25 protein-coding genes are annotated in these 22,719 nt (G+C 26.1%); 7 read left to right on the forward strand and 18 right to left on the reverse strand.

The features are described from left to right. Positions 1-158: 158 nt before the first annotated feature. Complete coding sequence (locus ABHC41_RS02065) at positions 159-2,102, reverse strand: sigma 54-interacting transcriptional regulator (RefSeq protein ID WP_195236863.1); 1,944 nt, start codon at positions 2,100-2,102, stop codon at positions 159-161. A gap of 140 nt (positions 2,103-2,242) precedes the next feature. Here ABHC41_RS02065 and ABHC41_RS02070 point away from each other — a divergent pair, with 140 nt between their 5' ends. Continuing rightward, the gene (locus ABHC41_RS02070) at positions 2,243-2,884 is read left to right on the forward strand and encodes an SIMPL domain-containing protein (RefSeq protein WP_195236862.1); all 642 of its coding nucleotides are present in this window, start codon (positions 2,243-2,245) and stop codon (positions 2,882-2,884) included. A gap of 39 nt (positions 2,885-2,923) precedes the next feature. Here the strand turns inward: ABHC41_RS02070 and ABHC41_RS02075 are convergent, their stop codons facing one another. Together ABHC41_RS02075 and ABHC41_RS02080 are read right to left on the reverse strand one after the other, a co-directional pair. Then, entirely contained in the window at positions 2,924-3,343 is a 420-nt protein-coding gene (locus ABHC41_RS02075) for a DUF3785 domain-containing protein (protein WP_271892011.1), read from the reverse strand. 10 nt (positions 3,344-3,353) lie between these two features. Next, on the reverse strand, positions 3,354-4,274 hold the full coding sequence (locus ABHC41_RS02080; protein WP_195236861.1) for a biosynthetic peptidoglycan transglycosylase: 921 nt from the start codon (positions 4,272-4,274) through the stop codon (positions 3,354-3,356). 118 nt (positions 4,275-4,392) lie between these two features. Here ABHC41_RS02080 and ABHC41_RS02085 point away from each other — a divergent pair, with 118 nt between their 5' ends. Then, positions 4,393-4,542 carry a hypothetical protein gene (locus ABHC41_RS02085; RefSeq protein WP_176698702.1) on the forward strand — a complete coding sequence of 50 codons (150 nt, stop codon included), beginning with the start codon at positions 4,393-4,395 and terminating at the stop codon, positions 4,540-4,542. 34 nt (positions 4,543-4,576) lie between these two features. On the opposite strand, the gene ABHC41_RS02090 is transcribed toward ABHC41_RS02085, so the two are convergent. From ABHC41_RS02090 to ABHC41_RS02140, 11 genes are all read right to left on the reverse strand, one after another. Beyond that, on the reverse strand, positions 4,577-5,056 hold the full coding sequence (locus ABHC41_RS02090) for a hypothetical protein (RefSeq protein WP_092926973.1): 480 nt from the start codon (positions 5,054-5,056) through the stop codon (positions 4,577-4,579). Between the two features lie 275 nt (positions 5,057-5,331). Beyond that, positions 5,332-6,351: a serine/threonine-protein kinase gene (locus ABHC41_RS02095; protein ID WP_092926975.1), complete on the reverse strand. Its 1,020-nt coding sequence runs from the start codon at positions 6,349-6,351 to the stop codon at positions 5,332-5,334. Then, positions 6,342-6,641: a hypothetical protein gene (locus ABHC41_RS02100; RefSeq protein ID WP_092926977.1), complete on the reverse strand. Its 300-nt coding sequence runs from the start codon at positions 6,639-6,641 to the stop codon at positions 6,342-6,344. Before ABHC41_RS02100 ends, ABHC41_RS02095 begins: the two co-directional genes overlap by 10 nt. Before the next feature lie 194 nt (positions 6,642-6,835). After that, the gene (locus tag ABHC41_RS02105; RefSeq protein ID WP_092926979.1) at positions 6,836-7,333 is read right to left on the reverse strand and encodes a 3'-5' exonuclease; all 498 of its coding nucleotides are present in this window, start codon (positions 7,331-7,333) and stop codon (positions 6,836-6,838) included. Positions 7,334-7,508: 175 nt separating this feature from the next. Continuing rightward, a complete protein-coding gene (locus ABHC41_RS02110; protein ID WP_092926981.1) occupies positions 7,509-8,627 on the reverse strand; it encodes a M23 family metallopeptidase in 1,119 nt (372 codons plus the stop codon). Positions 8,628-8,647: 20 nt separating this feature from the next. Further along, positions 8,648-9,553 carry a permease-like cell division protein FtsX gene (ftsX, locus tag ABHC41_RS02115; RefSeq protein WP_092926983.1) on the reverse strand — a complete coding sequence of 302 codons (906 nt, stop codon included), beginning with the start codon at positions 9,551-9,553 and terminating at the stop codon, positions 8,648-8,650. Then, positions 9,537-10,223, reverse strand: a complete 687-nt coding sequence (gene ftsE, locus ABHC41_RS02120; RefSeq protein WP_092926985.1) for a cell division ATP-binding protein FtsE — start codon at positions 10,221-10,223, stop codon at positions 9,537-9,539. The genes ftsX and ftsE overlap by 17 nt, the downstream gene beginning before the upstream one ends. Before the next feature lie 167 nt (positions 10,224-10,390). Further along, positions 10,391-11,344 carry a S8 family peptidase gene (locus tag ABHC41_RS02125; RefSeq protein ID WP_195236858.1) on the reverse strand — a complete coding sequence of 318 codons (954 nt, stop codon included), beginning with the start codon at positions 11,342-11,344 and terminating at the stop codon, positions 10,391-10,393. A 29-nt stretch (positions 11,345-11,373) separates the two neighbouring features. Continuing rightward, positions 11,374-12,591, reverse strand: coding sequence for a hypothetical protein (locus tag ABHC41_RS02130; protein WP_092926989.1), 1,218 nt, complete (start codon positions 12,589-12,591; stop codon positions 11,374-11,376). A gap of 96 nt (positions 12,592-12,687) precedes the next feature. Continuing rightward, the gene (locus ABHC41_RS02135) at positions 12,688-13,704 is read right to left on the reverse strand and encodes a 3'-5' exonuclease (RefSeq protein WP_195236857.1); all 1,017 of its coding nucleotides are present in this window, start codon (positions 13,702-13,704) and stop codon (positions 12,688-12,690) included. Positions 13,705-13,920: 216 nt separating this feature from the next. Beyond that, the gene (locus ABHC41_RS02140) at positions 13,921-14,784 is read right to left on the reverse strand and encodes an ATP-binding protein (RefSeq protein WP_092926993.1); all 864 of its coding nucleotides are present in this window, start codon (positions 14,782-14,784) and stop codon (positions 13,921-13,923) included. 253 nt (positions 14,785-15,037) lie between these two features. On the opposite strand from ABHC41_RS02140, the gene ABHC41_RS02145 reads away from it, so the two are divergent. The 3 genes from ABHC41_RS02145 to ABHC41_RS02155 are packed head-to-tail and all read left to right on the forward strand — an operon-like array spanning position 15,038 to position 16,107. Further along, complete coding sequence (locus tag ABHC41_RS02145) at positions 15,038-15,247, forward strand: spore coat associated protein CotJA (RefSeq protein WP_092926995.1); 210 nt, start codon at positions 15,038-15,040, stop codon at positions 15,245-15,247. A 2-nt stretch (positions 15,248-15,249) separates the two neighbouring features. Continuing rightward, on the forward strand, positions 15,250-15,513 hold the full coding sequence (locus ABHC41_RS02150) for a spore coat protein CotJB (protein ID WP_166504964.1): 264 nt from the start codon (positions 15,250-15,252) through the stop codon (positions 15,511-15,513). Positions 15,514-15,534: 21 nt separating this feature from the next. Beyond that, positions 15,535-16,107: a manganese catalase family protein gene (locus tag ABHC41_RS02155; protein ID WP_092926999.1), complete on the forward strand. Its 573-nt coding sequence runs from the start codon at positions 15,535-15,537 to the stop codon at positions 16,105-16,107. Between the two features lie 609 nt (positions 16,108-16,716). On the opposite strand, the gene ABHC41_RS02160 is transcribed toward ABHC41_RS02155, so the two are convergent. The 3 genes from ABHC41_RS02160 to dut all read right to left on the reverse strand — a co-directional run bounded on the left by ABHC41_RS02160 (position 16,717) and on the right by dut (position 19,243). Beyond that, a complete protein-coding gene (locus ABHC41_RS02160; protein WP_195236856.1) occupies positions 16,717-17,124 on the reverse strand; it encodes a hypothetical protein in 408 nt (135 codons plus the stop codon). Positions 17,125-17,373: 249 nt separating this feature from the next. After that, complete coding sequence (locus ABHC41_RS02165) at positions 17,374-18,498, reverse strand: C40 family peptidase (protein ID WP_195236855.1); 1,125 nt, start codon at positions 18,496-18,498, stop codon at positions 17,374-17,376. A 313-nt stretch (positions 18,499-18,811) separates the two neighbouring features. Further along, positions 18,812-19,243 (reverse strand): dUTP diphosphatase, encoded by a 432-nt coding sequence (dut, locus tag ABHC41_RS02170; RefSeq protein WP_166504962.1) that lies wholly within the window; start codon positions 19,241-19,243, stop codon positions 18,812-18,814. Between the two features lie 93 nt (positions 19,244-19,336). Between dut and ABHC41_RS02175 the strand changes: the two genes are divergently transcribed. Continuing rightward, the gene (locus ABHC41_RS02175) at positions 19,337-19,966 is read left to right on the forward strand and encodes a hypothetical protein (protein ID WP_195236854.1); all 630 of its coding nucleotides are present in this window, start codon (positions 19,337-19,339) and stop codon (positions 19,964-19,966) included. A gap of 86 nt (positions 19,967-20,052) precedes the next feature. Beyond that, positions 20,053-22,233: a DNA topoisomerase gene (locus ABHC41_RS02180; protein WP_092927009.1), complete on the forward strand. Its 2,181-nt coding sequence runs from the start codon at positions 20,053-20,055 to the stop codon at positions 22,231-22,233. Between the two features lie 145 nt (positions 22,234-22,378). Here the strand turns inward: ABHC41_RS02180 and ABHC41_RS02185 are convergent, their stop codons facing one another. Continuing rightward, positions 22,379-22,627 (reverse strand): zinc ribbon domain-containing protein, encoded by a 249-nt coding sequence (locus ABHC41_RS02185; RefSeq protein ID WP_092927011.1) that lies wholly within the window; start codon positions 22,625-22,627, stop codon positions 22,379-22,381. Between the last annotated feature and the right edge of the window lie 92 nt (positions 22,628-22,719).

Genomic DNA, 22,719 nt, shown 5'->3' on the forward strand with positions numbered 1-22,719 from the left:
AATAATTAATATAAACTAATAAAAAACAATTTTTTTTAAGTAGGCTTGTTTTTTATTAGTTTCATATTTATGTGAATCTTATTATTTATAATGACTTACCTTCGATGATAATTTTTTATGTTAATAAATCTTAACATTAGTTACTATTTTTTAACACATTAATCATTACCTTTATATTTTTTCCAAAGAGCTGTTCTGCTTATCCCTAAGATACTTGCCACCTGTGTTTTGTTTAATCCTTGAGATAATAATATATTTATAATCTTTGTTTCAACATATTTATTTATCTCTTTTATATCAATACCTATTTTTTCGTAATTTATATTTTCAAATTGACTATTACATGTATTCAAGTTATATTCATCCACTTTATTATCTTCATCTTCCACATATAATATTTCTATTTTACCTGTTAATACATATTTTTGTGCTACATTCTTTAGCTCTCTAATATTTCCCAACCAATTGTGATTATTTAATAGATTAACCTCTTCTTGCTTTAGCTGAAAGTTATCACTGATAGAAGATAGATTTGAAAAACCACCTTCTTCTATCATTTTTCTCACAAAATATTCAAACAAAAATACTATGTCTTTTTTTCTTTTTCTAAGTGGAGGTATATTTATCTCTAGGCTACTTAATCTATAAAATAAATCAGCTCTAAAAGTTTTATCTTTTATTTTTTGTCTTAGATTTTCATTAGTAGCAGCCATTATCCTTATATCTAGAGGTATCACCCGATCTGACCCCATTCTCATTATCTTTTTTTCTTCTATAACCCTAAGTAATTTAGTTTGTATATTTATAGGTAAGCTATTTATTTCATCTAAAAATATACTCCCTCCATGAGCAAGCTCAAAAAGCCCTGGCTTCCCACCTTTTTTTGCTCCTGTAAATGCTCCTTCTTCATATCCAAATAATTCACTTTCTAATAAACTTTCTGATATAGTGGCGCAATTTATAGCCACAAAAGGTTTATCTTTTCTTTGACTAATATTGTGCATACTTTGTGCTAACACTTCTTTTCCACAACCACTTTCTCCATATAATAAGGTCGTAAATTCTGTTTTACCAATCTTTTTAGCCATTTCTACAAGTTCTTTACTTATTTCATCTTTGAATATATAATCATCAAATGTATATTTAGCACAGAGCCCCTTATTATTTAAATCCATACGTATTTTTCTTTCTAAACTTTGTATATTAGTTATATCTTGAAGTATTCCAATTATTCCTTGAACTTGTCCATCAACTATTATGGGTACTGACCTTGTGTTTACTGTCAATTTATTTATATTTCTTATCTTACGCTTATGACTCTCATTTTTAATCATAGCTTCTACTAACCAATCCATACAAGGAAATACATCTTTTATATTTTTCTTATATACTTCTTCCTTTTTTGTATTTAATATTTTCTTTGCACTTTCATTAAATAGTATTATTTTGCCTTTTGTATCTATAGCTATTATTCCATCTTTTACTCCATCTAGTATATTTATAAGCATTTGATTGTTAAATTTCTCATTTGATAATGAACTTATTATATTTTTAGCGTATTCTATAGCCTCTGTTATAGATTCTTCACTAGCATTTATAAATACATTATCTATGTTATACTGTCTAGCAAAAGAACAAGCTATTCCACTTCCAACTATAACTATACCTTCTTTTTTATCGATGTATTTTAATACCTTGCTTCTTATTTCATATTTAGATTTGAACCATTCTTCCTTTATACGTATATTTATTACATCCTTTAAACTTATATAATCAAAATCTACTTCATCATACCCTAATATAAGAACTATTTCCTTTTTATATGTACTAGCTAATTTTATAGCTTTTAGTAAATCTATAGATTTCATATTTAAAGGTATTATGGGTACATTTACAGTATCTAATATAAGCTTATATCCTCCACCTCTACCTATTATTACTTGAGCTCCTTTGTCAACTAATATCTTTCCTTGTTCTTCTAATAAATCTAATTCTATAATATCTATTATAATTTCTTTATTTTTTATTTCCCTTGGGTAAAGTGTTTCTATTTTTTCTTTTAACTCTATATTTGACGCTATAACCCCTATTACATTTTCCACCTTTAGTTCCCCTTTTATCTCATTTTAAAAATTTATATTAATTATATCATATTAAATTTCTATTAATTAATATAATTTAAAGTATACTTATTTAAATATATAAACTTAGTAATAAACTATAAAGTATGGAGGTTTTGTTTATGCAATATAAAAATAGCCTATTTAATATGCCCTCTAACAAGGGCTCGTTAACAGTTAGAGGTGTAAGTTCTTTAAATATAGAATCTGATATGGCAAAAATTAATGTTAGAATCTCTTCTCAAGATAAGAGCTTAGAAATAGCAAAAGATAAAAATAGCGAAATTTTAAACAGACTTTTATATAGTCTTTCTGATTATGGTGTTTCAAAGGATGATATTTTTAGTAAAGACATTTCTGCTACTCAAAATTATGATTATGAAAAAAATACATTAATTTCTTATACTGTAACTCAACTTATAACTATAATAGTTCATGATTTAAGTAAAGTTAATGATATTTACTCTTTAGTAGTTGAAAATGGTGCAAATGATGAAATATATATAGATTTTTCTTTATCTAATCCTAATGAATACTATAATAAAGCATTAAAAAAAGCTACTCAAGATGCTAAAGATAAAGCTAGTATTTTAGCTAAAAGTTTTTCTCTTAATTATAATCCCATACCTTGTAAAGTTACTGAAATAAGTTCTCAGCTAAATAATATTAATTATTCATCTAAATCATCTATCACAAATGTAGTACCTGGTATAGTTAAGATAACAGCACAAGTAGATGCATCCTTTTTAACTTATTGTATGTAATAAAAAAAGTCTACCAGATCAATGGTAGACTTTTTTTATTTATACTATACAGTTTTCTATTTGTATTATATAATCTTGGCAGTTTTCACATATTATTATACTAACTATATAACTGTCATCAACTTTACCTGCTCTTAATAATTTGTTAAAACTTAATCCTTCATAACTTTTATCTATATCACTTATAACAAACTTTCCATTTTTAGTGAATATATAAAAATGATATTCTAAAAAAACAAAAAACTTTTGCTTTTCCTTAACTCCTTTTAGACATTCTGGGCAAGCTTCTTGGTAATATTCCATATCAAAATCTATTTCACTGCCATTAGATAACATTTCTAATATATTTTCTAATTTTATGCCATCTACGGGCTTTTCTTCATCATTTAATAAACCACTACAGTTATCTAAACTTAATACATATTCTTTATCTTCATAATTAAACTTATACTCTTTCATATTACACCTCTTATTTACCTATTTCAGATACAAAAGTTACTTCTTTAGTTAATGCATCTTCATATTCTGCATCATTTATATATCCAAGTTCATGCATTTTATAAAGTATTGTTTCTTGTCTTTTCTTTGCTTGTACAAATTGACCAAATTTTGCTGGACTATTAGTTATTCCTGCTAACATAGCGCATTCAGCTAAGTTTAAATCTTTAACATCTTTACCAAAATACACTTTAGCACCTTTTCCTACCCCATAGGCTGATTTACCTAAATATATATTATTTAAGTATATACCTAATATTTCATCCTTAGATATGTTTTTATCCATGGAAGTTGCATTAAACATATCCTTAAGCTTTCTTTTTATAGTTTTATCATCACTTGTAAGTAAGTTTTTAGAAATTTGCATTTCTATAGTGCTTCCGCCCTGAGTTGTATCTGTTAGTAAATTATGTACTACAGACCTTACTAAAGATATAGTATCTACACCATTATGTTTATAGAATCTTTCATCTTCTATAGATACAATAGCATCTTTTAAATACTTTGGTATATCATTATTATCTACCACTTCACTACTTATATAATTTTGCTCTAATAGCTCTTTAGTTACTTTAGGTGAGCCTTTGACCACTGTAAATACATAAATACTAGAAACTATTGATACTAAAGCTAATACTAATAACATTGCTATTAGTAAATTTTTAAATAATTTTAATAACTTTTTATTTTTTTTCCTCTTGCTTTTTTTAGCTCTTGAACGAGAACTATAAGTACTACTTCTTGTTCTTCTATTTATAGTGTTTTCATTTTTTATTTTTTCACTTACACTTCTATTATTAAATACTTTATTATCCGTTTTATTTGTTGTTTTACTTGTACTTGAGCTTACTCTTTTCCGTCTTATTTTATTATCATCATTATTATAACTCATAAAACCTCCTTATTTATAAAGTAATTATACATTGTTATACAAAATAAATCAAAGAACAAATTTGTAAGATTATGACTATACTTAGTTTATGCAACTTTATATATTATTTGTATATTATTTGGCTAAAAAAAATGATTTTTGGAAATTATATAATATATATAATAGCAAAGGAGATTTTGTTATAGCTTATTTTATACATGATACTTGTATAGGTTGCGGCACTTATGAACCAGAGTGTCCTGTTGATATTCATCAACCTATGGAATAATACATAAAAAAAAGAAAAGCAACGCTTTTCTTTTTTACTTTATATTTATGCTATGTACAATTTGTTCTTTACTTTTATCTTCTATATTATTTAACTCTAATTTTATAGGATCTTTAGTATTATGAAGTGTTATTCCCATTTTTATATCTTTATCTTCTCCACCTTTTATATTTCCTATAAATCCTTGTATATCTTCATTAGCTGTTGAAACAAAATACTTAACTGGTTTTCCGCCTTGATATGGATATACATCTATATTAGATAATTCTATGTCGTATTTACTATTATTTCTAACATTCATACTTATTATAGCAGAAGAATTGTAAACATCTCCTACACTTATTTTTTCCTCTACTATATTTATATCCTCTATGCTTATTTTTATATCATCTTTTTCTACATTATTTATTAATATATCTTTATTTAGTATATTGTTTTTTTCTATACATATTGATGTATTTGACATAGCTATAAAAAATAATAAGGTTAAAAGCAAACATTTAGATTTTTTCATATATACCTCCTAGATTTTTATAGTTTATCCAGAAGATGTATTTTTATACATTTTTATTTAAACTAAATTTAATTTTTAATTAAATTTAGTTTAAATAAAAATTTTATAAAACTTTTTTTAAATTTACTATTGCTTTTTTTGTCGAATCTTGTTATTATAAATACAAGGTTATTCCCCTAATAACCGATTATTTACTCCCCAAATAAAATATATTCCCTAATAAACCCCTTTTTATAATATATTTTACCCCTTTTTAATGACCTTACTTGATCGGTTTAAAGTAAGGTCATTTTTTTATTCTTTATAATACTTCTTATAAGCTTATATCCCTTAGCCTTTGTGTCTACTGTATAAATTTTCCCATCACTCAATACTTTCCATACTGTATCTTCTTTGTATAACCTTATATAAGTATTGTAGTTTTTATCTTCTAGTTCCCATACAAAGTCATTTTCTTCTAATTTTTTATATCTCCAATCTAAGTTTCTACTTACACTAGATAAATCATTCATTATTTCTAAAACATCTTCATACCTATCCCTTGGATCTATCATAAGACATTTTTCTATTATATTTATAATTTCTCTTGGTACATGAGGCAAATATTTTTTTCTTATAGGGAACTTCCCTTTAGCGCATGCTATTTTTAAACTATTTAAGTCCTTATATTTTCTGGCTTGATTATTATATTCTTCATTTCCATTACACATTCTATATAATGTAGTACCTATTTGATATATATCAATTTTTTTATCTATTATAGAATTTGTACACTGCTCTGGAGCTATATGCTTATAATATACATTTCTAAGCCTTGCATTTCCTGAATTATTTAAATACAATGCCGAACCAAAATCGGTTAGTATTGCATTATCATTATCACTTATAAGTACATTATTTGGCTTTATGTCACAATGTATTATACCCAAAGAATGGATATATTGTATTGCTGATAAAAAGTCTAATGAATACTTTATAACTTCTCTAATGGTTAAGCTTTTATTCTCTAATAAATTATATAAAGATCCTCTTTCTAGGTATGGCATTGTTATATATATATTATTTTCATCTTGAGATGCTGTATTTATATTCATTATATTTGGATGATTGCACCTATATATCTTCTTAGATTCGTCAAAGTATTTATCTGCAGATTTTAATTTTTTTTTACTTATTTGCTTTAGTATAAATTTACATCCAAGCTGAGTATCTTCTACTAAATATAAATTTGAATTAACCCCTTCAGATTTAATCTTTTTTATTACCTTTAAGTTAACATTTGGATTTATTTGCATATTTCCACCCCACAATTAAATAGAAGTTCCTCTACTATACCTTCTATCTTTATTAACTGTATAGTATCTTCATTTTCTGATTCATTTTTATTTATATAGGATTTATTAATATCATGCTCTTTTATAATAGTACTTACTAATTTTTTTATATAATTTAATCTATTCCCGATATCAAAAGACTTCGGTATAATTAATTTATTTTTAACGATATATATCTTCTTATTTTTTATTTTTTTAAATATTGAAAACTCTATCTCACTTACAGATATATTAAATTCTATAAAATTCATATGTCTAACCCCCTAAAGGTTTTTTAAGATACTATATACTATGAGTTTTAATAAAAATTAACCACTAAATATAATTAGTTTTAAAAATTTTTTATTTTGAATGATATAAATTTATGTCTTATATGAAAATAATTTAAATCATAAAATTCTAACAAAAAAGCAAACTATATTTAAATAATAGTTTGCTTTTTTGTTTATTTTATTTTTAAAAATAATTTAGCTGTAGCTAATGTATCACTATCTGCTCTATGTGCATTTTTATTTTCTATTCCATAATATGCACATGCTGTTTCTAATTTTTTATTTTTGCCTTTATAGTCCTTATTAGCCTTTAACATTTCTAATGTACATATATGGTTAGTTATAGGTTCTAAATTTAATTTATCTAAATAATAATTTAAAAATTTTAAGTCAAATTTAGCATTATGAGCTATTATAGTCCTATTTCCTATATATTTTCTAAATCTAGGTAAAACTTTTTCTATAGGGTCTTCATTTTTAACCATATCATTAGTTATGTTAGTTATATCTGTTATAAATGGCGGTATATCTGAAGTTGGTTTTACAAACCTTGAATAATTCCTAATTATTTCGTTATTTTTTATCTCAGTTATTCCGATTTCTATTATTTCGCAACCCTTATATGGGTCAAGACCCGTGGTTTCTAAATCCACAACTACATATTCTTCCATGTGTAAAACTCCTTTTAGATTCTTGTTTATCTAATCATATATTATATGATAACATGTATTATGTTTTAGCACAAAATTTGCTAATATTTATTTAAATGTACAACTTAATTCATTTATTTCTAAATAAAAAAATAAGTATCTATTAAATTATTTTTTAATAGATACTTATTTTTTATTACCCTATGTATGGCATAGGATTTGTATGCTTTCCATTTATTCTTATTTCAAAATGTAAATGTGGCCCTGTTGATCTTCCTGTATTTCCTATTTTAGTTACTGCTTGTCCTTTTTGAACCTTCTGTCCAACAGATACTAGTAATTGATCGTTATGTGCATATAATGATACCTTTCCATTATCATGTTGTATCATTACAGTATTTCCATAACTTCCTTTAGGTCCTGAATATATAACTGTACCACTATCAGTTGCTACTGCTGGGGTTCCTTTTGGTGCGGGTATATCAATACCTGTATGTATCTTTTGAACATTTAATACTGGATGAAGCCTATATCCATATGGAGAGCTTATTCTAGTATGTCCTGGGACTGGCCAAGATCCACTTGATATTATTGCTCCATTTAAATTTTCATCAATTGATGCAGCACTTTGTTGTGCTTCTTGTGCTTGTTTAGCTGCTGCTTCTGCTGCTAATTTTTCAAGTTCATTTTGTAAATTATCTTCTTCAGTTTCTAGTTCTCTCTTTAAAGCTTCTAGTTCACTTTTATCAGATTGTACCTTTTCATTATTTTCTACTAGAGATATTTTTAAATCTTCTTGCATTTTCTTTTTATAATTTAAATCTTTTTCTTTTTTCTCTACTTCTGATTTATTTTCATCTAATTCTTTTAGTATCTTCTGATCTTGTTCTACAACTTGCTTAACTACATATATGTTATTGAAAAAATCTGATATAGAAGTACTACTTAATATAACCTTAATATATCCCATAGAATAATTATTGTTTATTGCTTTTAATCTTTTACCTAGAGCTTCTTCATTTTTACTTATATTTTCGTTTAGTTTTTCTATTTCAACTTTAGTAGTTTCTATTTCACCATTTAAATTTTCTATTTTATCATTAGTTTCTTTTATATTTCCTTCTATTTCTTTCACTTTAAAATCTAAATCTCTTATTTTAGATTCTAAAGTTGTTTGCTCTTCTCTGTTTTTGTTTAATTTATCATCTACACTCTTTTGTTTAGTTTCTATATTTTTATCTTCAGTATCTGCATATATATATGTTGTTCCAAATACTAAAGAGCATACTGTTAGCACTGTCAATATTTTTTTCACTCAATCTTCCCCCTATTACTTTATACTTTTAAATGTCTTTTAACTGATATAACACTTCCTAATACCCCTATAACTACTCCTGTTATAAGCAGCGTCGATATTAGTGAAGATGATATAGAAGCCAATGGAAGGACTGCACCCGACATAATATTGTTTATTGGATTTATAAATTGCTTTAAATTTTCTACTATATATCCATACATAACCAAACATATACCAATAGCTAAAGTAGCTCCTACTAATCCAATAAAAAAGCCTTCTACTATAAATGGAGATACTACAAATAAGTTACTACCACCTACATATTTTATAATTTGTATTTCTTCTTTTTTACTATATACTCTACTTTTTATCGTATTAGATATTATTACTAGGCATATTAATAGTAAGCCCCCTATTAAAATTGACCCAAATTTCTTAACTGTACTTGATATACTTAAGAAATTTTGTATTATATCTTGAAAATAAGTTATCTCTGTTACACCTTCTAACTTAGATATCTCTCTTGATATTTGCTTTATATTCTCTGGATTATCTATTGTAACAAGGAAGGAATCCTCTAAAGGATTTTGTACACCTTCAAGTAGATATGCTTCTTCTCCAAAACTTCTTTTAAGATCGTTAAAAGAAGCTTCTTTTGTTTTAAACTCAACACCTTTAACACCATTTATATCTTTAATTTTATTTTTTAATTCTATTCTCGCATCATCATTAGTGAATTCTTCTATAGATACCCTAACTTCATTTATTTCGTCTTGTGCATATTTTATAAATTGGTTTATATTTAATACTATAGTTAAAACTATTCCTAGTATTATTAAAGATGCAGATATAGAAATTGTAGATATAATAGTCATAGTTTTATTGTGAAAAGCACCTTTTATTCCTTGCTTTAGACTGTATAAAAATTTAGACATTAATTTCATATTTTTCCCTCTTTGTATCTTTAATTATTTTTCCTTCTTTAAGCTCTATGACTCTCTTTGGAAATAGCTTTAATATTTCTATATCATGTGTTGCCATTATGACGGTAATACCTTCTTCATTTATTTCATTTAATAATTTTAAAATTTGAATAGAATTATGTATATCTAAATTTCCCGTACATTCATCTGCAATTATTATAGATGGTTTATTGACTATAGCTCTAGCTATACCAACTCTTTGAGATTCCCCACCTGATAATTCATGTGGATATTTACTATGTTTTTCAGCTATGCCAACTCTTTTTAACACTTCCATAACTCTTGGTCTAATTTCTTTGGCATTTGTACCTACAACCCTAAGCGCTAATTCTACATTTTCATAGACTGTTTTTTCATTTAATAGTCTAAAATCTTGAAATACTATTCCTAAATTTCTTCTGTAATTATGTACTTTGCTTGCTTTTATTTTAGTTATATCTTCCCCTAAAACAGAAAGTCTTCCTGATGATATTTTTTCTTCTCTAGTCAATAATTTAAGTAAAGTAGACTTTCCTGCTCCTGAATGTCCTACTAAAAACACAAATTCGCCTTGTTTTATTCCTAAATTTACATTATCTAGTGACTTATTACCATCTGAATAAAATTTATCTACATTAGTAAATTTAATCATTTTCATCACTCCAATTTTGCTTTTGTTGCCCTATTTTTTATTTACTATACCATTATACACAATTTAGCATTTTTTTGTAACCTTTTTGTAACTTTAATTGCAAATTTTTATCATTTAATATCAAAAAACTTCGCATATCTAATTTTTTTATAGATATGCGAAGTTTTTTAATTCTTTTTCTTATTTTTAGTTTTAACTTGCGCTAGATATACAAGCCCATTACCTTGAATAGTTCTTGGATAGTTAATAGATTTTGTATGCTTTATAAGTTGAGCATATAATTCAGTTTCACTTAAATCTCTTTGAAATTCTTCCCTTGACCAGTTTTTAAGTAAAGCTAAGCTTCCTGTCACATGCGGTGTTGCCATACTTGTTCCACTTAGTACTTCATATTTGTTATTTGGATAGGTTGAAAGTATTTCTACCCCCGGCGCAATTACATCTATAACTAAATTTGCATTACTAAAACTAGCAGGATTTCCTTTTTTATCAACTGCACCTACTGATATTACTTCTTCATAAACAGCTGGATATGAATATTCAAAACTATCAGCATTTCCATCACCACTATTTCCAGCTGCACATACTACTAATATTCCTTTTTTGACAGCTTCCTTTACTGCCCTTTCTAATTTATCTGAACTTCCACCCATTCCAAGTGACATAGATATTATATCTACCTTTTTTTCCACAGCATAATTTATGGCATTAACTACCCAACTTAATTTTCCTAGTCCATTACCTTCTATAGCTTTTAATACATATATCTGTGCACTAGGTGCTATACCTACTATATTATTATTTGGATTATTTGCCACAATAGTGCCTATAACATGAGTACCATGTCCTACTCTATCAGTTACAATATTTGGATTTTTATTATCTTCATTTGTAAAATTTCTAACTTCTACTATATTATTTTTTAAGCTTTCATGATATATATCACATCCTGAATCTATTACTGCTATACGTACTCCACTTCCTTTATTAGATTCTTTCCACATATCTCTAGCTTTTATCATATCCACTCCATATTGGTTAACTGTATTTCTTCCTCTTGAGTTTGATTCTATTTTAAATGGCAACAACTTAATGTTTAAATCTTCAGATTTATTTTTCATAGATACCACCCCAAAATTTATTCTTATAATTAATTATATATTTTTGAAGTGATAATGTGATTCTGTTCTTTATCATTTTCGAGGTAGTTTTCTATATTATTTAATAAATATTTTTCATTTATTTCACTTACATCTATATTATGTAGGTATCTTTTATTTTCATTACATATATATACACCTTGTGTTATAATATTTTCTTCTATAATTACTTCTAAAATAATATTATTACTTAAGTAGTAGGTTCCTACCTTACCTTTTTTATCTTCTTTAAATTCGCCTACATATTTATATAACTCACAAGTGTATGTTCCTACTCCATGTTTTTTACCTTCTTTAAACTCTCCTTCATAAGTACTTTTATCTTTATATGTATATCTTCCTCTTCCATTTATAATATCATCCTTAAATTCACCTTCATATATTTCACCATTTCTATATTTCATCATACCCTTGCCTTTTTTTAATCCATATTTATACTGACCTTCATATATATTCCCATATTTATCTATGTAGCATCCATGACCATGATATATATTGTCTTTAAATTCACCATTATATTTGCTTCCATCTACAAATTCATATCTGCCTTGTCCATTTTTTTTGCCTTCTACAAAATCCCCTTCATAAATCTGCATATTTACATCAATAAGCCTTCCTTGCCCATGTTTAAGGTTATCTTTCCACATTCCATTATATTTGCTTCCATCTTTACAATATAAAATTCCCTTTCCATGTCTTTTTCCGTCTTTAAAATATCCTTTATATATGTCTTTGTTTTTATAAGTATAAGTTCCTATTCCTTCTATCTTATTTTCTTTAAAATCACCACTATACGACCCTTTATCATGATAAGTATATTTACCTATTCCATGCATTTTATCATCTTTCCAAAGCCCTTCATATCTATCTTTATTCATGTATATACATATACCAAAACCCTCTCTTTTTCCATCTTTAATCTCCCCTTTGTATACATCCCCATTATCATATTGCATAGTTTTCTCTTTACTTGATATACTAGAGTTTTCTATTTGTCTTATATTTTCTTTTACTTTCTTTGTATCTACATTGCTTCTGTCGTCTATCATTAAGCTATTTCTTGTATATCCTCTTGTATGTCCTTTATTTTTAGGCTTGTTATATTTTGCTTTTAATATAATACTTACACCATAAAATAATATAAATATTGATGATAAAGATATAAATACCTTAAATATTATAGAAAAATAATTACTTATTTCTTCCACAAAAACTCCTCCTATTTCCTTTTTTGGTTTCTTATAATTTATATTTATTCTTGTACATATTTATTCATATTAAAAAGCTGTTGATATTTAATTTTATCAACAGCTTTTTTCCAGTATATAGTCAAATTCTATTTCTTCATACTTTAAATCATCAGAAAATAAGTTTATTATACTATTTATTTCTTCTACGTATTCCTCTTGCTTTAGCTTATAAAGCATTAAATCATCTATTAAATCTTTCATATCAAAATATACATTCTCAAGTATATAAAAATGCCCAGTTCTAATATCTTTTAACTTATCTATTGTGTCCATTTTTCTACTTATATCTCTTATTATATCTATATTGTATATTTCTATGTTATTTATAGATTCCAAATACAAATATACAGTTTTTATAACTTCTATGGATATATCAAATTTGCTAGCCTCTTTTGGATTTTTATAGTATATATTTGTGTATTCATCAAAAACTTTTTCTAAGTTTTCATTTAATATTATAAATGGTGGTCTTATAAAATCTTTTATTATTAGTATGTCCCTTATACCTTCATTTTTTTCTAAAACTTCATCTAATACATATAAATTATATGCATCATATAAAGGATCATGTGCGTCTCCTTTAAATTCTACGTTTGCACATTCTAGTAAATTTTTTAACGAAACATAATTCATACATTTTATCCCGCATTCTAAATATTTGTCCTTTATATCTACGAATAAACCTTTTATATTATTTATAAATCTTGGGTGATTGTTTTTTTGAGCGCTCTTTTTATCTGTATTATTAAAGCAAGTTAAATCTAGATTTCCAAAGGTATATATACCCTCTATTTGAGAAAATGTACCTAACCATTTTTTAAATTTTCTCATAACTTCTTCATATGTTGGAGCATCTTTAATATCATCTTGCTTTATATGAGTTAATTCTTCTATATGTGGATATATTTCTTGGTTAGTTACAGGCTTTATTAATGACTTAAATTCTTCTATATTACCTGTATCCGTATCATATTGTATAGCCCCAATTGCAATTATATCTGCATTTAGCATATCTCTTTTATTTCTTACACTTGGCATATTCATTTCAAAGTCTATATAAACTCTTTTCAATCCAAACTCCCACCTTCTAAATATCTTTACTTATATTTTATCATTTTATGATATTTTTTCACTATACATTTATAAAATTTTCGCTTTTCTTGCTTATTCAAATATATTTCATAAAATCAAAAATAAAAGGAAGAATAAAAATTCTTCCTAAATCTATAAATATATTATATCTAATTATACTAAAAATAAATAATGTAAACTTTAAAGAATTTCTAGTTAGTCTTCAAAATTTTCCATAAATGAATGCTTTACTCCATCTTTTTGCCATCCAAGTACAGAATCTATATTTACATTTTCCGCTGCTTTAAATATTGATTTTTCTACATCCTTAAAGTTTTCTCCAAGGCTTTTGATTAAATCTTTTATTTCATATCTCTTATTACCAGTCTTTTTAGCCGCTACCATACATGCACAATTTAGTGGCCATATACCACTATTTTGTATAAATCTTACTATATGCTCTTCTCTTATATAATAAAGTGGTCTTATTATTTGTATACCATCAAAGTTTGTTGAATGTAGTTTAGGTAACATTGTTTTAAAATTAGCCGAACATAGTAGGTTAAGCATTGTTGTTTCTATAACGTCATCATAATGATGTCCAAGTGCTAACTTATTACACCCTAGTTCTTCAGCTTTAGAGTATAGTGCTCCTCTTCTCATTCTTGCACACATATAACATGGATAATCTTTAGCTATTTCATCTGCTATTTCAAATATTCTTGAGTCAAATAAGTGTATTGGTATATCTAAGTATTCACAGTTATCTACAAGTAGTTTTCTTATGTCTTCATGATATCCTGGATCCATAGCTATAAACTCTAATTCAAAGTTTACTTGTCCATGTCTTTTTAACTCTTGAAACATCTTAGCCATAAGTAGACTATCTTTTCCTCCAGATATTGCAACAGCTATTTTATCGCCTTCTTCTACTAGATTATAATCTCTTATAGCTTTTATAAATTTTGACCATAAATGTTTTCTATATCTCTTTATTATACTTCTTTCTATATCTTTTAATGGTTGTCTTTCATCAAAAGGTACTATTATCTCACAGCCTTTTCCCGCTAAGTTGCTCATACTATCACCTCTTATTTATATTTTGGTTATATCTATAATTCATTTTCATTAAATTTCAAATTTAGACTATTTTTAATAAAACATGCAAATTATTTTATCATATATTAAGCTAATAATTCAAGTAATCTACTCATTTATTTTAATGTGTATTTTTGCTCTAAATATAGTTTATATATTTATTAGTAACACTTTTTTACAACTACAATATATTATTATTAAGTTCATTCTCACTTTAAGACAGGAGGTTTAATTTATGCAAGATGATAATAGAAAAAACTGTATGGAACCTAGATATTCCTTAGCTAGACCTTATATTAAGCGTCAAGTCTACACTAAAACGTATAGCTTACCTAAAGCCTTTCAACGTGGTACTCTATTCCCTGAGCTATATCTAATAGATTCTCCAATTTATAACAAGAATTTATATTCAACTCCACTAAGAGAAAAAGGAGGTAGAGAATAATTATGAGTGACTCTAGAAATGAATTAATGCGAAAAATTCAAGAGCTTTGTTTTGCATGTTTAGATATGAATTTATATCTAGATAATAATCCTTGTGATAAAAATGCAATTGCTACTTTTAATTCTCTATGTAATCAATTTTTAGAAGCAAGATGCTTATATGAAAATAAGTATGGACCTTTAACTAACTTTGGATTTTCACCTAGCAAGTATCCTTTTAGATGGGTAGAAAGCCCATGGCCTTGGGAAAGAGAATTTAACGACTAATAATTAAGGAGGATTTAATTTATGTGGATATATCAAAAAACATTACAACATCCTGTTAATCTTAAAACTAAGGATATAACTATGGCTAAATATCTTATAACTCAATTTGGTGGACCTAATGGAGAGTTAGCAGCTGCCCTAAGATATCTTAGTCAAAGATATACTATGCCTACAGGGAAAACTAAAGCACTTTTAACTGATATCGGAACAGAGGAATTAGCACATGTTGAAATGGTAGCTACTATGGTTTATCAACTAACATATGATGCTACTCCTACTGAGTTAGAAGAAGCAGGACTTGGATCTAATTATGCTCAAAATGGATTTGGTATATATCCAACAGATTCAACTGGAAATCCATTTAGTGTTTGTCCTATTGCTGTTATGGGAAATGCCGTTACTGACTTACATGAGGATATGGCCGCTGAACAAAAAGCACTAGCTACCTATTATCAACTTATAAATCTAACTGATGACGCTGATATAATAGAAGTTTTAAGATTTTTAGGTCAAAGAGAAATTACTCATTATCAAAGATTTGGGGAAGCTTTGATGGACGTTTATGATTTTGAAGAAAGTAAACATACATTTTAATCTATAAATTTGTTTTTAATGTCTAAGGCAACCTTTTGATTTGCTTTAGACATTTTTTATGTATAATATTTTTTAATTTAAAACTTTATAATTTAACTTATAATAAAAAGGAGCTAAACTCTATTTTCTTTGAGATAGCTCCTTTTTAATCGGATTCATTATCTATATTCACTTTATTTCTCCTTTTGATATATAATATTACTTATGCTTTAATTATTATTCATTTTCATGTTCAGGTATATAATCATATGCCATTTCCTTTTCATATTCAAATATCATCAAATCTATATTTCTCTCCATTTTTTACCTCCATTTTTTATTTATATAAATTACATTAGTTGATTTAGCAAGATAATTTTTATTTTATTCTTTACTTAATCTAAACTTGAAAAATCCTTTTTACTTTATTCACTTCCACTATCTGGTGTATAATCATATTCTATTTCTTTTTCATATCCAAACATTACTAATTCTAATCTATTATCCAAATTAACATCCCTCCTTCTTTTTATAATACATTAAATATGAAGGATTAATTTTAAATGTTTCATATTTAATGTATTATATGCAAGATATTTATAAATATTTCCTTTTTTGAATTTAATTATTTTATATATTTGAAAGTATCCTTATCTTTACGTCTTCGCTTAGTGTTATAAAATTTGCTATATTTTCTATATCCTCTACTATATATAAATGAAAATAATCACTTAACTCCTTTAAAGCTCTATACTCTTTTCTATCAAAAAAATATAGATATAAATTATTTATATATCTCAAATAACATTTGTGTATTTTTATTTCAGCATAAACATGGCTTGTACTTTTTCTTGCCTCTTGAAATAATTCTTTTAATTTCATATATGCACATTGAGAGTCTTTAGGTATATATTTATCACTTAGAATTTCATTTAAGGCTGATTCAATATTTGGTATTGCTCCTTTATTTATAAATACATCTAAATAATAGTGATCTTTTCTGTATTTGAATTTATAAAAATCTGTTACTACACCCATAGAAACACTCCTTGTTAATCTATAAATTTAATTTACACTATATATTATTTTCAATATATTAGATTATTTATTCATCAAAAATCTTTTTACTTAATATATTAGATTTTTTTATTTTCAAATTTATTCATCTGTATATATTCATAAACAATCAATTATTTTATGCCTAATATAAAATCATTGCATAAAAAAAATAGATGTTTTATTAATAATACATCTATTTTTTATATAGTGAGAAAATTTTTAAGTTATTTATAAGACTCTTCTTGCATTTACATATGCATTATTATAATAATTACTTAATTCGGATATAACTACTTTTCCTTTACTCGATGATGCATGTATCATTTTATTATTACCCATATATATTCCAACATGACTTACATTTCCATCATTTGAACCACTTGTATCAAAAAATATTAAATCTCCTTTTTGAAGGTTATTTTTATTTACATATTGTCCAAATTTTGATTGATCTTTTGATACTCTTGGTATATTTATTCCAGCAGACTTTTTAAATACATATTGAGTAAATCCTGAACAATCAAAACTACTAGGTCCTTCTGCTCCCCATACATATGGCTTTCCTAATAATGTTTGAGCTAAATTTATTACCTTATCGGCGCTTTGAGATGTTGTTCCACCACCATTAGGCATATCTGCTGTTAAGTACTTGCTTGATACATATCCTATTTGTCCATTATATTTTATCTTTGCCCATCCATTTGATTCTGATATTACCCCTACCTCAGCACCATACGGTATTGAACCTATTTTTGAGTGACTTGTACTTGGTCCTTTTCTAATGTTTAGTGAACTTGCATTTACTTTTCTATTATATTTTACTTTTTCTTCACTTGGTGAAGTTGAATCTTCACTACTCTTTAAATATTGACTTGATACATATCCTATTTGTCCATTATAACTTACCTTTGCCCACCCATTTGACTCAGATATTACTCCTACTTTTGTTCCATTAGGTATTGAATCTATCTTTGAGTAACTAGTCCCCGGACCTTTTCTAACATTTAAGGAACTTGCATTTACTATCTTATTGTATTTTATAGTATTATCTGATGTATTTCCTTCAGAAGAGTTTGAAACGTAATTTCCATGTACGTATCCTACTTTTCCATTATACTTAACATTTACCCATTCTCCACTTTTTCCTATGTACTCTACTTTGTCTCCTTTATAAAACTTACCAATTGAACTATAGCTAGTACTTGGTCCTTTTCTAAAGTTTACCGAATTTCCAGTTATCGTTTTATATTCTATGTCTGCTTTTTGTATAGTATCAGCATTTGATACACTAACTGACATTGGAAGTAATATTGATGTTGCTACCAATCCCATTTTTATACTTTGTTTATTCATATTTTATTACTACAGCTTAGAAGCTATAGTATACTCAACTCCTCTCCTTAATTGGTATTTATACCCTAGCTTTAAATTTCATTTTATAATACTTTTTTACTTTATATTTTAACGTTTTGCCCATGCTAATATTATTTCAAATTTGTAAGTTTTTGTCTATATTTTTCGATAACTGTTATATATTTACAATTTATATATATTTTTCTTCTTATAAAATTTTCTTAACATTTAAATCTTATATATCATTTTTAGCTTATAACAAATTGGCATAAAAAAAGAACCTTAAAATAAGGTTCCTTTAAATAAATATAGTCTAATATCCAGTTGATCCAAATCCACCATTTCCTCTTTCAGTGTCATCTAAATCATTAACTTCTAATATATTTATATCATATATAGGTTTAACTACCATTTGAGCTATCTTCATGTTTTTATTTACTGTGAAATCTTCTTTACCATGGTTTATAAGTATTACACCTATTTCGCCTCTATACCCTTCATCTATAGTTCCTGGCGTATTTAGTACTGTTACAGAATGTTTAAGTGCTAATCCACTTCTTGGTCTAACTTGAGCTTCTGTATTTTTAGGAAGTGCTATACTTATTCCTGTTTTTATAAGTCTAGATTCTGAAGCAGGAATAACCACTTCTTCTATAGAATATAAATCCATACCAGCATCTCCCTTGTGGGCGAAATTTGGTATTATTGCATCATCATGTAATTTCTTTATTTTTAATGTATACATTTTAATGTCTCCTTTTATAATTTAATTAAGGGTTATTTTAATATTGTATTAAAATACATTAAATTTAAAATACTAATTCTAGGAGGAACAAATATGAATTTATTACATGCCCCTTGGATGAAAAAAAAACTTGAGGTTATTTACAATAAGAGTATAAACGGTAATCTCTATATTATGTATAATGATATTAAATTTTTAAATTATACTCCAACTACAACTAGTATTTTGATTAATCTATTAGAAGATTATAACATAAATATAGACATAAATAATAAACTTTATCTATATTTACCATTTAACTTAAATATCTTTTTAAAAGATTTAATAATTAATCTAAAATCACTATATGAAAATAACTTATATATAATGCTCTGTGGATATAGTGAAGAATTAAATAATTTAAATCAAGATAATACTTTAAGTAATATTTATTATAAGTATCCAGAACTTAAAGGTCTTATTGATTATTTATTAATTACTGATAAATCAAAATGCTATGAAATATTTACAGCACTATATGATACACAAGGTATTTATATAAGTCCAGATTCATCTTTAACTATATCTTGTGTTACCTTAAATAAACTATGTGATTTAGAGGTAAGTGACTACAACCACATCTCTTTTGTTGAGATAATAGATAATGAAGATAGCAACTATTATTTTAACTCATATATAAAGGGACTTACTAATCATAATAATAATTTTAACTATTATTTATAAAAGACTGCCTTGCAGTCTTTTATTTTTTTATGATAATATATTTAAGTTACAAATGTAGTATTTAAGCACCTTGAAAGGAGTTTTACATGAAACTTATACTAGCAGAAAAGCCATCTGTGGCTAAAACTATCGCATCTTTTTTAGGAGCTAAAACTCGTCTTGATGGTTATTTTGAAGGTAATGGATATATAGTTACTTATGCTGTTGGGCATTTGGTGAGTCTATATGATGTCAAAGACTATGATAAAGATAAATACTCTGGTTCTTGGAAAATGGCTAATTTTCCATTTATTCCACCAGAAAAGTTTAAGTTCAAAGTAGATAGTTCTAAGAAAAAGCAATTTAATACAGTAAAAAAACTGTTACATAGAGATGATATTGAATATGTTATAAATGCAACAGATAATGATAGAGAAGGAGAATTAATTTCTTTTTTAATATTTTTATTATCTAAGAACAAAAAACCTGTAAAAAGAATTTTAGTAAACGAATGGACACCAGAAGATATAACTAGGGGTCTTAATAATTTAAAAGATGATAATGAAATGAGAAATTTACAATCAGCAGGTTACACTAGACTTATAACTGACTGGCTAATAGGTATAAATTTTACATCAGTTGCCACATTAAAGTATGGTAACGGTAAACTACTAAATATAGGTCGTGTAATACTACCTACAGTCAAATTAGTTTATGATAGAGATATGGAAATTAAAAATTTCGTACCAAAAACCTACTATGAAATAGAAGGAAATTTCAAATGCCAAAATGGAAAATATAAAGGTAAGTATATAAAAGGAAAAGAAAGTAAATTTGATACTATAGAAGATGTTAATAAAATTATTAATAGCATAACTTCTAATCAAGGTAAAATACTTGATAAAAAAGTTACAATGTCTAAAGAATATGCACCTAAACTTTTCAGTTTAACTTCACTACAAGGATATATAACTTCTAAACATGCTAATTTCACTTCAGATAAAGTTTTAAGCGTGTGTCAGTCTCTTTATGAGGGTAAAGGTAAGGGTGGTTATATTACTTACCCTAGAACCGATTCTATTTATTTAGAAGAAAGTTTAGCAACTAAAGTGTCTCAAGCTTTAGATAAATTAAAGGCAACAGTTCCTTATAGTGACAAAATCAAATTTACTAAAACTAAAAGGGTTTTCGATTCTTCTAAGGTAGATAGCCATAGTGCAATAATACCTACTTATATAATACCTACTAATCTAACACCTGATGAACTTATAGTATATAACGCCATCAAAGATAGATTCATAGCAAACTTTATGCCTCCTGCAGAATATGAAAATACTGAAATTAAAACTGATGTAGATAAAAATATATTCTTAACTAAGGGTAAAGTACTTAAAACTAAAGGATACTTAGAAGTATACAATAAGGAAGAAAAAGATGATTTACTCCCTATGGTAAATAAGGATGAAATAGTTGATGTCATAGATATTAAACCGATAACTAAACAAACTACACCACCTAAGCCTTATACAGAAGATACCTTACTTAAAGCTATGAAAAATTGCGGTAAAAATGTACCTGATGATGATACTACAGTTTTATCGGGTTATTCAATAGGTACATCTGCTACTCGTGCTGATGTATTAAAAAAGATATCACAAGTAGGATATGTTAATAAAAAAGGTAAGTCTTATTCTGTAACTGATTTAGGTAAAAATTTAGTTGAAATATTCCCAGTAAAAGAGCTATTTGATGTTGATTATACTGGCAAATTAGAAAAAAGTCTAAGTGATATTCAAAAAGGAACTTTCACTAGAAAAGAGTATTTAACCAATATATTTAACTTTATATATAAAAATGTTGAGCTAATAAAACATGATAGCCCTAAAAGCATAAGTACAGAAAATTATGTTTATAATCCTAAAACTAAAAAATTTACTAAAAATATATCTAATACTAAATCTTCTAATAAAAGTGGTGCTAAGAATGATTCTCCTTCAAATGAATCTCTTGGGAAATGCCCTATATGTGGTGGCGATGTTGTTGAGATTCCTAAAGGATATATATGCAACAACTACAAAGAATGTAAATTTGGTATATGGAAAAATGATAAATTTCTAGAATTTTATAAGAAAAAACCTAACAAAACAATGGTTAAAGGTATATTAAAAAATGGTCAAGCCAAAGTTAAATCACTAACAAGTAAAAATGGTACTAAATTTGATGCTATACTTAAATATTCCAAAAAGGCTAATGGTTACTTTGGATGGGATATTGAAATAGAAAAATAATTACTTAAGTGTAACTAATATATAATAATTTACATACTTATATATTAATAAATGTTTTCTTTTCATGTATTAAGTCCTATCTTAAAGAAACCAATTTATGTAAACTTCAATTCTTTCCAAATAAAGGTTGCTCTAAATGCAACCTTTATTCTTTTTCATTTAGTTTATCATCTATTTTACATCTTGCCATTTTTATAAATTCTGTTAAAGTATAATTTTTTAACTTACAGCCACATTTTGGGCAATATTCAAACTTTTTAGATACTAATGCTCTGCAACTTGTTTCTGGGCATCTTATTTTTTCGTTTACTTCTGATACTTTTAGCCCACATCTAGGGCATATACTTCCTGGTCTTGATGATACTTCCTTTGAGCATCTTGGACACTTAATCATACAATCTCCTCCTTACTTATTTATACATCTTATAAGTACATTAGTATATTGTATGATAAATTTATTTTACTGTGATATATGTTAAAATCATA

It is taken from the genome of Romboutsia sp. 1001216sp1 (assembly GCF_039841805.1).
In the GTDB taxonomy this organism is placed as follows: domain Bacteria; phylum Bacillota; class Clostridia; order Peptostreptococcales; family Peptostreptococcaceae; genus Romboutsia_C; species Romboutsia_C hominis.